Genomic DNA, 12024 nt, shown 5'->3' on the forward strand with positions numbered 1-12024 from the left:
ACATAATGATATAATTTGAGGATGAATATTCTTCATAGAATTGTTGAACAAAAAAGAAAAAGGGTTGAGGAGCAGAAAAAAGCTATTCCACTTGAGAAACTTTCAGAGAAAGCCATATCTTTAAAAAAATCTTCTCATTTTTTTAAAAAAATAAAGCGCTCCTCAGATGAGCCAATAAAAATTATTGCTGAAATTAAAAAAGCCTCACCTTCAAAGGGACTTCTTCGTGAATTTGATGTTTGTGAAATGGCAGACATTTATGTATCCTCAGGTGCAGATGCTATTTCTGTTCTTACTGAAGAGGATTTCTTTCTTGGAAGCCCAGATTTTCTTGTAAAAATAAAAAAAAGGCATCCTGATGTGCCAGTGCTTAGGAAAGATTTTATTTTTGATGAATATCAGATTTATGAATCTAAAATTTTAGGTGCAGATGCTGTTCTTTTAATTGCAAAAATTTTAACTGAAGAAGAATGTCAAAGACTCTTCAGCCTTTCAAAGTCTCTTGGTTTGGATGTTTTATTTGAGATTCATGATGAAGAGGATTTAAAAAAGGCTTTAAAGGTGGATGTTGATATAATTGGCATTAACAATAGAAATCTTGAAACCTTGCAAGTTGATTTAAACACAACATTTAGATTAAGAGAGCTTATACCAGATGGAAAAATTGTGGTAAGTGAAAGCGGAATTTCAAGCAGAGGCGATATTGAAAAATTGCTTCAATATGACATTGATGCAGTTTTAGTTGGCACTTCAATTGTTTTAAGTGACAGTCCATCAGAAAAAATTAAGGAGCTTAAGTGGGGGATATAAAGGGAAAAAATTTAATAATTTTTGGTGATTGTCGTTTTATGGAAGAATTACCGGATTCTTCTGTCCATTTAGTTGTTACATCTCCTCCATATTTTAATGCACCGTTTGATTATCCAGATTTGTTTAAAAATTATGAAGACTTTTTATCTCTTATAAAATCTTTAGCTATACAACTCCGTAGAGTTCTTGCTCCTGGAAGGATTGCTTGCTCTGTAACTCAAGATGTAAGAGTCAAAGGTAAGTTATATCCAATTACTTCAGATATAATGAGAATTTTTTGCAATGAAGGCTTTATTTATAGGGACAAAATTATTTGGAAAAAACCTGAAGGATATATAAGAATTAGTAGAAGAAGCGGAGTTTTAATTCAGCATCCATACCCAATGTATTTTTATCCTGACAATATTTACGAAGAAATTTTAATTTTTCAAAATGGATATTATAAATATCCAAAAAAAATTGACTTAGACTCTAAAATTGACATTAACGAATTTAACAAAAAGAAGTGGTATTTATCTGTTTGGGAAATTGTTAATGTTCTTCCAAATCAAAATAGTTTGGAAAAGGGCATTGCTGCATTTCCTGAAGAGATTCCTTATCGTTTGATTAAGTTGTATTCTTATAAAGGAGAAACAGTTCTTGACCCATTTGCAGGTTCAGGAACTACTTTGAAGATGGCAATTAAGTTAGGAAGAAGAGCTGTGGGATATGAAATAGATTTAGACTTACTTGAAGTAATTAAGAAAAAATTAGGAATAGGAGAAGAAAGGCTATTTAAGGAAGAAAATTTTGAGATAATTATTAGGGAAGATGCCTTGAATTTAAGAAGCCATTTGCAAAAAAAGATTAAAGAACAAAAGTCTGTTGCGAGGAAGTAGTAATATGAGCCTTGATATAACTTCAAATTTTTAATTAATACTTTATTGGCAATAACTATATTCAATAAATATATTTAAGTGTATAATAAATACTTTGAAAGCAAAAGAAGTGATGGAATTATTAAGAATCAGCAGTAGAAGACTAAAAAATGCATACAAGAGGCGTTAGGTGAAAGTTAAAAGAGCACTGAGGATAAGGATAACTAACAGAAGGAGAAAGCACTGCCGTGCACTTGCATTAGATATAGAACATTTCAAAAATCTGCTTATTATTTTTGAAAAAGAATACAAAAAACACTTTGGGGAGTATCTTCTCAACGAAAGCCTGATTTATTCATTGCTGGCAGACAAAACAAGCTCAAGAAAATCTCCTAAACAGCTTAAGCTGCTACAGGATACACAGACAGGGCATAAAAAGATTTACATAGGGATAGGTGCAACAGAGTCTAAAAATGGAATAGAGCTTGGTAAAAGAAACAACCAGAAATTTGTTTTTGTTCCATTTAGAAGACTTATAAACATGCTTAAATACAAGCTTGAGGAACTTGGAATGCAGACAAAGGAGATACAAGAGCCTTATACAAGTAAGGCATCCTGTATCTCAGATGATATCATTCAGTTGCAGCAAAAGTAAGAGGAGATGAAAAAACAAGGCATAAAGGGAAGTTTGGAATGCGCTGGTAGTAGAATGAAAAGAGGACTTTATAAAGACAGAGAGTTGGGCAAAGTTTTCAATGCAGACTTAAATGGTGCATTTAACATACTTAGGGTTGGGGCAAAGCTCCACAAACTTAGACTTACACTGAAGCAATTATTTGTGAAACTTTGTAATCCTTTAAAACTCAGACTTTATGATTTCATTTTTAAAAGTAAGCCTGAGTCCATGTGGATAGGGGGTAGTCAGCCTGCATTGGCAGGCAGGGATAGTCTAAATAGCTGCGAGGTAATAACTTGAATACTTTTAAAACAGAAAAGCAGCTATTTAGATGCCTAGTAACTGAAATAAAAGGAATATCTTATAAACCTTTTCTTTGCAAGAAAAAATTAAATTCATTCAATTTTGAAGATTTAGAAAAAGCTTTGAAATCTTATGGAGTTTTTTTAATAGAAAAGGAAAAATGCAAAATTGCTGTAAGCAAATGGGTTTCACCAAAAAGAACAAGATCATATCCATATGCAAGAGTATATGATACCTTATGTTATCCTGTAAGAATAACAATTATACCTTTTATGAAAGATGAAGGAGCAGATGGAGATAGAGATTTTCTGCAATGGGACACGATTTCTTTAATGAGCCTTTTAGGTGTTTATGTAATAATTGGCTATTACAGTAAGGCAATAAAAAATAAAAACTATGAAAACAAAATAACTTCCCAAACATTAGATGTTGATTATATTAAGAAAGAAATTGAGGAGTTTTTTTCATTTAAATCAGATGCTCTGCATTGGAATCTTAAACAGCTTGAAAAAATAGAGACAATTTCAGAAAAAGCAATAGCATCTTATAAGGATTTATCAGAAAAACTTAGTGTCAAATTTCATTCTTTTGAAGAAGCAGAAAAAAGAATAAAAGAGATAATAGAAGATTATCAATCTTTTTCACGAAATTTGGCAAAAAGAGCACAGGAAAGAGAAATTAACATAGTTCAGCCAAAAGAAAATATTAGTGGTAACAAAGCATCTATTACTATTAAAAACTACTTAGGTGGGCTTTACTATTTTACTTGTGATGAAGTAGAAATTGACGAGAAAAACAAAATTTTGTATTTAATTGAGGCAAAACATTCTTCAAAGAAACCTTTACCTTCTCTTAATGACATTAAAGATGGTCTTTTGAAAATAATACTTTACTGTAACCTCACAAATTTAAAAGTTGGTGAAAAAAGATACACTTCTAAACCCCTATTAAAATTAACTTCTCCTGTTTTTGACTTTCAAAAATTAAATCAAAATAAGAAAAATATTTTGTCACTTTTAGAAAAAGAGGCTGAAGAGAATTCTTTTTTGGTTAAAATAAATGAACAAAGTTTAAATAAAGGTCAAAGGTGAGCTCTATGCAGAAGTTATATCTTTCAGGGAATGAGGCAATTGCGTATGGGTTAATTGAGGCAGGAGTAAGATTTATAAGTGGATATCCTGGTACTCCTTCAAGTGAAATAATTCCTTCAGCACAAAAATTAGTTAAAGAAAAAGGAATTAAAGCATTTATAGACTGGGCAGTCAATGAAAAAGTTGCCTATGAAGTGGCATACTCTGCAAGCCTTTGTGGAGTTTATTCAGCAGTTACAATGAAGCAGGTTGGGCTTAATGTTGCGATGGATCCCTTTATGAATTCTGCATATGTAGGAAATGAAGGTGCTTTTGTAGTTGTAAGCGTTGATGACCCTGGTCCATATTCTTCTCAAACAGAGCAGGACAGCAGATTTTTTGCAATGGCTGCTAAAATTCCTGTCTTAGACCCATCCACAGTTAATGAGGCTTACGAATTTGCAAAAAAAGCAGTGCAGATAAGCAGACAATACAAAATTCCAGTAATGCTTAGAAGTGTCACAAGAGTCTCTCATGGAAGGGCTGATTTAGAGGTTGGTAATTCTTGGGTTGAGGGTGAAGAAATAGATGTTAAGTTTAAGACTTTAAAGGATTGGGATAAAAAACTTCCAAGATATGCTGCAACTCCTCGTCAGAGATTTCTTTTGCACGAAGAATTGAATGAAAAGATTAATGATATAAGAGAAAAAAATTCTTTGAAATTTTTTGGCAAAGGAGATATTTTAATTATTTCAAGTGGTGCAGTATTTGCCTATCTTTATGAGTTAATTGAAGAGTACGGCATTTTTGACAAATTAACTCTTGCAAAGGCTGATATGCCATATCCCTTAAAAAAATTTGATTTTTCCGAATACAAAAGAGTTATCACTGTTGAAGAAACTGCGCCAGTTATTGAGCTTCAGCTTTGCACAGAGGGAAGAAGAAATGGTATTGTTCCTGAGCAAGGAGAGCTTACTCCTGAAGTATGTGAAGAAATTCTTGATAAAATTGGAGTTATTAAAAAAGGAAAGTTAGTTTCAATTCCGCCTCTTAAAAGACCATCCCTTTGCCCCGGATGTGGACACAGAATTGCCCTTTATGCAGTAAAGAAAGTTTTTGGTAAAAAGACAATATATGCAGGAGACATAGGCTGTTACACCCTTGCTCTTAATTTTGGTGTTACTGATACTGTTTTATGCATGGGAGCAAGCATTTCTTTTGGATTTGGAATGAAAAAGGCATTTGAACTTGCAGTAAAGGAGCAGGAAATAGTTTCAATAATTGGAGATTCAACATTTTATCATACAGGAATTCCACCTCTTATTGATGCAGTCCATTACAATGTTGCATTTTTAACTGTTATTGTTGACAATCACACTGTTGCAATGACGGGAAATCAAAAAACTCTTTCTGACAACATAAGCTCCTTTGGTGAGCCAGTAACTCCAATTTTAATTGAAAATGTAGTGCGAGGCATTGGAGTGAATTTTATTGAAATAGTTGATCCATACGATTTTGAAAAATCTATAAAAACATTGAAGAAAGCAAAAAAATTTATTAAAGAAAAATCTCACCCTGCAATAATAATTTTTAGGCATCCATGCATTAATACAAAGGAAGGGCTGAATCAGAATCCAAAATACAATGTTAAGCTTTTAAAAGAGCTATGTAAGGGATGTAAAATTTGCATTAATGAATTTGAATGTTCAGCATTAATTTTTAATGAAAATGAGAATAAGGCTGAAATTGATAGAACCCTTTGCATAGGATGTGGATGTTGCGCATATGTTTGTCCTACAAAGGCTATAATTTGTAAGTGAAACTATAACAAATGCTTTCTTGTTTGGTAAAATATTAAAATTTAAATTAAGCGATTTTTGATAAGCGCTTTGTTAATATGTCATTGCGAGCCTCATGGAAGATGAGGTTGGCAATTTCGGAGATTGCTTCCTCCTCGCTTGACTCTGAGTCGCAATGACGGGAATGGGGGACTGTGGTAAGCCGAAGGCGTGGCGACCACTCGCAATCACATATGAGAATTGCACAATTTAGGTAAAAATTATTAAAGAGAAGAGGAATTAATGACTGAAGCCAAAATTCAAGACCTGACCCCAAAGATGAAATTAGTTATTTTAGGAAAAGGTGGACAGGGAGTTATATTTTTTTCTCGTGCAATTGCTCAGGCTGCAATTAAAAAAGGGCTAAACGTTAAGGCAACTGAGATAAAGGGAATGGCTAAAAAAGGTGGTGCGGTTGAGGTGCAGATGAAAATAGGAGAAGGAATGAGTGGAGTTGTAAAAAGAGGAAGTGCAGATTTAGTAATTTTACTAAATGAGGATTTAAGAGATTATGCAAAGACTTTTGGAGAAAAAATATTTTCCTTTGATGAGGCTACAATTGATTATGCTATGAAAAACATTCCAATGAGATATGTAAATACATTCTTACTTGGTGTTTTTGTTAAAAAGACAGGTTTTTTTGAATGTGAAGATTTTTTGCAAATTTTTGATGAGGAAAATAAAAAATCTTTTATAAAGGGGTGTGAATATGTTCAATCCTGAAAAGGAAACTCTTCCAAGAGAAGAAATTGAAAAAATTCAGCTTGAAGGCTTAAGAAAAACTTTAAAATATCTCAAAAATTCACGCTCAAGACTTAAGGAAAAATACAAAGATATTGAACTAGAAGACATTAAAAGCTTGGATGACCTAAAAAAACTTCCTCTTACAACAAAAGATGAACTTAGAGATTGTTATCCTTTTGAACATATAGCAGTTGAACCTTCTCAATGTGCAAGAATGCATATGAGTTCTGGAACAACAGGAACTCCTGTTATAAACGCTATGACCCGTAATGACATTGCCCAATGGGGAGAAATAATGGCAAGATGTTTTGTTTCAGCAGGATTGACAGAAAAAGACAAGATTCAGATTATGCCATCATTTGGACTTTTCAATGGCGGATTTGGTTTCCATTATGGAGCTGAGCGTCTTGGATGTTTTATAGTTCCTGCTGGAGCTGGAAGGTCTCTTATGCAACTTAAGCTTATAAAAGATTTGGAAGTTACAGCCTTTGGTGCAATTGCCTCCTATCCTGCAAGACTTATTGAAGTTGCAAAGGAGAGTGGTTTTGATTTTAGAGAAACAAAACTTAGAGTAGCCATTCTTGGCGCAGAAACTTGGTCTGATGAATACAGAAAAAGAATTGAAGAAGAAATGGGAGTAAAAACATTTGATATTATCGGTTTAACTGAAACCGGTGGAGTAGGACTTGGAATAGACTGTGAAGCAAGAGCAGGAATTCATGTATGGGAAGACCACTACATTGTAGAAATTATAAATCCTGAAACAGGAGAGCCTGCCAAAATTGGAGAAGAAGGTGAAATGGTTGTTACAACCCTTACTCGTGAGGGATTGCCACTTATAAGATACAGAACAAGAGATATTGCATCTGTTGTATCATACGAAAAATGCGATTGTGGAAGAACTCACATGAGAGTGAGCAGGCTTCGTGGAAGACTTGATGATATGCTTAAGGTTAAAGGTGTAAACTTTTATCCTGCACAGGTTGAACAAATTTTGCTTAAATACAAAGGACTTTCACCATATTATCAGCTTGTTATAGAGACAGTAAAAGGAAAAGATGAAATGACTATAATTGTTGAAAAGATTGATAACGGAATTACTCAAAAGGAGCTTGAAAATCTTGATCTTGAGCTTTATGACTTTTTAGGTTTCCGTAGCAAAATACAGGTTGTGCCTGAGGGAACAATTCAAAGGGTTCCCGGAAAGGCAGTAAGAATTGTAGACAAGAGGAAAAAATAAAATGTCAAAAAGAGTCCTAATTGTTGATGATATGGAGCCTGTGAGGGAGACTTTGCAGGCAATGATTGAATTTTTTGGTTTTGAGGCAGTTGGTGCAGAAAGCGGAAAAGAGGCAATAGAGAAATTTAAAGAAGCCATAAATGAAGGCAAGCCCTTTTCGCTTGTTGTATTAGACCTTTTACTTCCTGAAATGTCAGGGATTCAAATAATGCAGGAGCTGAAGAAGATAAATCCTGAATTCAAGGCAATAATATCAAGTGGATATTCTGATGATCCTGCTGTGCTTAACTGTGAAAAATATGGTTTTTCAGGAGTTTTAAATAAACCCTATACTTTTGATGAATTAAAGGATGTGCTTGCAAAAATAGGATTTTCAGTTTAGTCAGCCTCGTAAGGCAGATAAACAAAGAAAGTTGTTCCCTCTCCTACTTTGCTTTGAACCTCTATTTTTCCATCTTGCTTATCAACTAAGGACTTTACAATAGTAAGCCCAAGACCTCTTCCTTCACCTTTTGGTGAAACATAAGGTTCAAAAATTTTTTCTATAAATTCTTCAGGAATTCCGGGTCCGTTGTCTTGAACTTTGACTAAAACATATTTTTTCTCATTAAGTTTTTCTTCGGAGATTTCAACTTTTATTTCACCTTCATTGTTCAAAGCTTCCCTTGAATTGTTTATTAAATTTTGAAAGACTCTAAAGAGCTGAACTTCCTCTCCAACTACATAGTAAGACTTATCAGCTTTTAACTGCCAATTAATTTTGGTATTACTTAAGACAAAATTTGCAACCCTCTCAATTAATTTATTTATGTTTATTAACTCCTTTTTCCTCAAATAACTTGGAGATATGGCTTTAAAATCCTCAATTGTCATTGCCATCATCCTTGTTGCTTCAAGCATTCTGCTTATTAATTTTTTCTTACTCTCTGATGTTTCTTGTTTTTCAAGAAGTGATAGATTTCCAGTAAGAATCATCAAAGAATTGTTAAAATCGTGTGTTACAGAAGCTGATATTTTTTCAAGCATTTCAAGCCTATTTAATTTTTGTTGCATCTGTAAATATTTTATTTCTTCTGAGGCATCCCTAAATGTAATTACTTGCCCTTGTTTTAATCCTTTATAAATAACTTCATTGTAGGAGTAAAGAACAGGAATTTCTTTTTTGTTGGTTTTTAAAAGTTTATACATTGAATATTCAGGATGCTCAGTGACATTAAAAATTTCTTCAGGTTCTTTCCCAATGACTTCTTGCTCATCAATTTCAAGCAATTCTTGTGCTGGCTTGTTAATATAAATTATTTTTCCATTTGCATCAGTATGAATAACTCCTCTTCTTATTGTATCAAGTGTAAGGTTTCTTAAAAGAAGTGTTTCAGTATTCTGAATAAACATTTTTCTAATTCTTTCAAATTCCATGATTGCAATGTTATGGGATACAAAGCCAATAAGAAGTAAAGCCAAAAAGAAGAACGATCTATATCTATCAAAAAATGAAAGATTAACGAAACTTGCCATGTACCAATCAGGTATTATTTCAGATTTTATTAATTGCCACTTATTTTTATCCACATCCTCAAAAATGTCATCTTTTATTTTGAAGTTTGATAGGTAAAGTTTCTCATCTGCAAAAATTTTTTCTTTATATATGAAATCTAAGTCTTCTTTTGAAGGAGGGAAAATAAAATGATTTTTAATGTTTTCAGGACCTATTAGAACTGCACCTGATTTATGCATTATGAATACATTTTCAGTTTTAATGAAATTAACCAATTTTTTGCTTGGTGAAAACTGAAAAACCAAAACTCCTGCTATTTTACCATCTACATAAACAGGATGAGCCACTCTTATGTCTTCTTTTTTTATATAAATTCCTTTTGCAATCAATATTGAAGTTTTTCCCTCCATTGCCTCCCTAAAATACTTTCTTGAAGAGACATCTCTATTTAAAATAACATTTCTGTAAAGATGTGATACTGCAGTAATTTTGCCTTGAGAATTTACAAAGAAGATAATGTCAGTGGCAAATGTTTCATTTACATAGGTTAGCCAGTTACATAAAGCCTCATGCCCTTGTTTTAAGCTATTCTTAAAAGTTTCAGATGAGCTTACAAATTTTAAAGCATTGGAATAGAAATCTATTCTCTCTCTGAAGTGGTCTCTAAATTTTTCATTGATTAAGTTTTTTCTGAATATCTCGTTGTTTTTTAAATGTTCAACGGACTTTTCAGCTAAACCATAAAGAAATACTACTGATAGGCTAAAAAATATTAGATAACTAAAAACTTGGCTGTATCGTTCTTCATAAAACTGGTTAATTCTCATGATTATGGATAAAAATACAACAATTGTCGCAATTAAATTAAAGATTGGTAAATCTAAAAGAAGCCATAGCCCAAGAAAGAGAAAGTGAAGTCCAAATATTAAAAAAGGTTTATAACCACCAATGAATGAAAATGTTTCTTGAAGTTTTCTTACTTTAAGCTTTGTTATATAGAAATGTATATACCATGCCGTAAGAACTATAAAGTTAAAAAACAAATACTTATCTTCTTCCGTGACTATGCATAAGGAAGATATCAAAGGAATCAACATAAGATAATAAAATTTTTTATTGGTTGCTCTGATAGATGCATAAAAAATAAAAATGCCAAACAAAACAAGAAAAGAAGAAATAAATAGTGAAAAATTTTTGCCCAAAAGGTGTTCAAACAAAAATCCCATATTTATAAAAAGTGAAAAAGTTAGTCCAATAAATAAAAATAAGATTGCTCTCTTGTTTATATTTGTGTATAATTTTGCTTTCCAATGATAAAAGTACCAATATGAAAGAAATGAAAAAAGAATTATTGTACATCTTATCAAATCAGAGGCATTTAATAAAACTTCTGAGCTCATTTTACCACTTCATCAAAAATGCTCATAATTTTGTCATCTATTTTTAATCCGATTTCATTGGCTCTTTTTAAATTAATTATTTTTACATATTTTTGAGCATCTTCAACATTAAAATCAGAAACCTTTTTCCCTTTTATGATAGCCTTTGCAATTTCACCTGTCCTGTATCCCATCTGATAAAAATCAACTGATACTCCTCCAAAAAATCCAAGATTTACAAATGCCTCATTAATTGCTAAATCAATTTTCTTAATATTTTTTTGCAAATCAGGAGCAACATCCTGAAGCGTTAGCCTTTTATCTTTTCCCTGTATTGACATGACTAAGGGAAAATAAGTTGTTATGTCTTTTCTTTTTGCAATTTCTTTTATTGCCTTATCCAGTTCTTTAATGTCAGATACTGGATAAAGAATAATTCTATCATTATATGGTGTTCATTATATGGTGTTGCCTTTATCTCATCCAAAACCTGATTTTTAAGTGTCTCTCCTACTAAATCTGTTGAGTAAAGAACTGCTATATTTTTTACATCTTTGACTAAAATTTCAAGAAGTGCAAACTGCCTTTTTATAAAAAGGTATTCATAAACTCCTGTGAAATTTTTGATTGGAGTTCTTCCTTTTAAAAATTGATATTTTTTATTGTACTCTTCTGGTGTAATATTTATGCCTGAGAACACTACAGGCACTTTTTTACCCATAAAATGCTTTGCAGCACACTGCATTGCAGCATCATCTATTGTTATGATTGCTTTTAAATTTTTTGTTGTCTTTATTTCTTGAGCAACCCTGTCACATCTTTCTTGCATTTGCTCTTTGCTTAATCTTCTTGCATCAAGATAAAATTCTTTTATTGAAAAATCTTTTAATTCTTTTAATGCATCCTTTACACTTTCTACTTGAGGTGCTCCGCACACATCTTGCTCATCATAGCTTGCAATTATATAGATTGTAGGCTTTTGTTGAGAACAGCCAAAAAGTAAAAGGCAAGTAAATAATATCAATAACTTTTTCCACATGTTTGTATTTTAAAACAATATATGACAAAAAGAGCAATATTTAACTGAGAAAAAAGGCGAGATTGCTTCGGGACTTCGTCCCTCGCAATGACAGATAAAAAATCCCCTCGTAATGCCGATATGATAGATGTATCGCAATTACAGAAAGTAAAAATGCCTGTCGCTATCCGAAGGCATGGCTACCACTCGCAATGACCCTTCTACTCAGTCATTGCGAGGCATCCGTAAGGATGCCGAAGCAATCCTGTTCTTTGGTGAAAGAAAAAGAAGAGATTGCTTCGCTTCGCTCGCAATGACGGAAAAAGAGGGCTCACAATGACAAGAATAGGGTTCGCAATTACAAAGAAAAGGAAAACCTTCGCAATGACAGAAAAAAGCTTGCACTGACTAAAAAGCAAAGATTGATGACGATAGAAAAAATTAGTAGCGATAAAAAGTCAAGGAATTTTTAAAATTTTTGAAGTATGAAATTGAAAACGGAGAGGGAGGGATTTGAACCCCCGGTAGGGTATTACCCTACAGCGGTTTTCAAGACCGCCGCCTTAAGCCACTCGGCCACCTCTCCAACATAAA

Annotated in this window: 12 protein-coding genes and 1 tRNA gene; 9 read left to right on the top strand and 4 right to left on the bottom strand. The window is 32.6% G+C overall.

Translation table 11 applies throughout. From position 1 onward, the window contains the following. The first annotated feature begins 21 nt into the window (after positions 1-21). The 9 genes from trpC (at position 22) to ACYQ3P_RS04555 (ending at position 7920) form a co-directional block, all read left to right on the top strand. Positions 22-810, top strand: a complete 789-nt coding sequence (trpC, locus tag ACYQ3P_RS04515) for an indole-3-glycerol phosphate synthase TrpC (RefSeq protein ID WP_460176749.1) — start codon at positions 22-24, stop codon at positions 808-810. Positions 811-848: 38 nt separating this feature from the next. Then, a complete protein-coding gene (locus tag ACYQ3P_RS04520) occupies positions 849-1688 on the top strand; it encodes a DNA-methyltransferase (RefSeq protein ID WP_460176750.1) in 840 nt (279 codons plus the stop codon). Positions 1689-1857: 169 nt separating this feature from the next. Beyond that, complete coding sequence (locus ACYQ3P_RS04525; protein WP_460176751.1) at positions 1858-2322, top strand: IS200/IS605 family accessory protein TnpB-related protein; 465 nt, start codon at positions 1858-1860, stop codon at positions 2320-2322. 6 nt (positions 2323-2328) lie between these two features. After that, positions 2329-2643 carry a transposase family protein gene (locus tag ACYQ3P_RS04530; protein ID WP_460176752.1) on the top strand — a complete coding sequence of 105 codons (315 nt, stop codon included), beginning with the start codon at positions 2329-2331 and terminating at the stop codon, positions 2641-2643. Next, positions 2640-3737 carry a hypothetical protein gene (locus ACYQ3P_RS04535; protein WP_460176753.1) on the top strand — a complete coding sequence of 366 codons (1098 nt, stop codon included), beginning with the start codon at positions 2640-2642 and terminating at the stop codon, positions 3735-3737. Before ACYQ3P_RS04530 ends, ACYQ3P_RS04535 begins: the two co-directional genes overlap by 4 nt. Positions 3738-3742: 5 nt before the next feature. Continuing rightward, positions 3743-5536: a thiamine pyrophosphate-dependent enzyme gene (locus ACYQ3P_RS04540; protein WP_460176754.1), complete on the top strand. Its 1794-nt coding sequence runs from the start codon at positions 3743-3745 to the stop codon at positions 5534-5536. 261 nt (positions 5537-5797) lie between these two features. Beyond that, positions 5798-6277, top strand: coding sequence for a 2-oxoacid:acceptor oxidoreductase family protein (locus ACYQ3P_RS04545; RefSeq protein WP_460176755.1), 480 nt, complete (start codon positions 5798-5800; stop codon positions 6275-6277). Continuing rightward, the gene (locus ACYQ3P_RS04550) at positions 6264-7538 is read left to right on the top strand and encodes a phenylacetate--CoA ligase (protein WP_460176756.1); all 1275 of its coding nucleotides are present in this window, start codon (positions 6264-6266) and stop codon (positions 7536-7538) included. Before ACYQ3P_RS04545 ends, ACYQ3P_RS04550 begins: the two co-directional genes overlap by 14 nt. Position 7539: 1 nt before the next feature. After that, positions 7540-7920: a response regulator gene (locus ACYQ3P_RS04555; RefSeq protein ID WP_460176757.1), complete on the top strand. Its 381-nt coding sequence runs from the start codon at positions 7540-7542 to the stop codon at positions 7918-7920. Here the strand turns inward: ACYQ3P_RS04555 and ACYQ3P_RS04560 are convergent. The 4 genes from ACYQ3P_RS04560 to ACYQ3P_RS04575 form a co-directional block, all read right to left on the bottom strand. Then, complete coding sequence (locus ACYQ3P_RS04560; RefSeq protein ID WP_460176758.1) at positions 7917-10433, bottom strand: ATP-binding protein; 2517 nt, start codon at positions 10431-10433, stop codon at positions 7917-7919. The two genes, ACYQ3P_RS04555 and ACYQ3P_RS04560, sit on opposite strands and share 4 nt — an antisense overlap. Continuing rightward, positions 10430-10753, bottom strand: a complete 324-nt coding sequence (locus ACYQ3P_RS04565) for an ABC transporter substrate binding protein (RefSeq protein ID WP_460176759.1) — start codon at positions 10751-10753, stop codon at positions 10430-10432. Before ACYQ3P_RS04565 ends, ACYQ3P_RS04560 begins: the two co-directional genes overlap by 4 nt. 47 nt (positions 10754-10800) lie before the next feature. After that, entirely contained in the window at positions 10801-11451 is a 651-nt protein-coding gene (locus ACYQ3P_RS04570) for an ABC transporter substrate binding protein (protein WP_460176760.1), read from the bottom strand. A 477-nt stretch (positions 11452-11928) separates the two neighbouring features. Next, positions 11929-12016 (bottom strand) — tRNA-Ser (locus ACYQ3P_RS04575). Between the last annotated feature and the right edge of the window lie 8 nt (positions 12017-12024).

The sequence above is a fragment of the Thermodesulfovibrio hydrogeniphilus genome, from assembly GCF_054657355.1.

Bases quoted from the DNA above. Each gene is read 5' to 3' on its own strand.
- ACYQ3P_RS04545 (WP_460176755.1), top strand. From the start codon at position 5,798: ATGACTGAAGCCAAAATTCAAGACCTGACCCCAAAGATGAAATTAGTT.
- ACYQ3P_RS04565 (WP_460176759.1), bottom strand. From the start codon at position 10,753: ATGTCAATACAGGGAAAAGATAAAAGGCTAACGCTTCAGGATGTTGCT.
- ACYQ3P_RS04530 (WP_460176752.1), top strand. From the start codon at position 2,329: ATGAAAAAACAAGGCATAAAGGGAAGTTTGGAATGCGCTGGTAGTAGA.
- ACYQ3P_RS04560 (WP_460176758.1), bottom strand. From the start codon at position 10,433: ATGAGCTCAGAAGTTTTATTAAATGCCTCTGATTTGATAAGATGTACA.
- ACYQ3P_RS04555 (WP_460176757.1), top strand. From the start codon at position 7,540: ATGTCAAAAAGAGTCCTAATTGTTGATGATATGGAGCCTGTGAGGGAG.
- trpC (WP_460176749.1), top strand. From the start codon at position 22: ATGAATATTCTTCATAGAATTGTTGAACAAAAAAGAAAAAGGGTTGAG.
- ACYQ3P_RS04570 (WP_460176760.1), bottom strand. From the start codon at position 11,451: ATGTGGAAAAAGTTATTGATATTATTTACTTGCCTTTTACTTTTTGGC.
- ACYQ3P_RS04550 (WP_460176756.1), top strand. From the start codon at position 6,264: ATGTTCAATCCTGAAAAGGAAACTCTTCCAAGAGAAGAAATTGAAAAA.
- ACYQ3P_RS04520 (WP_460176750.1), top strand. From the start codon at position 849: ATGGAAGAATTACCGGATTCTTCTGTCCATTTAGTTGTTACATCTCCT.
- ACYQ3P_RS04540 (WP_460176754.1), top strand. From the start codon at position 3,743: ATGCAGAAGTTATATCTTTCAGGGAATGAGGCAATTGCGTATGGGTTA.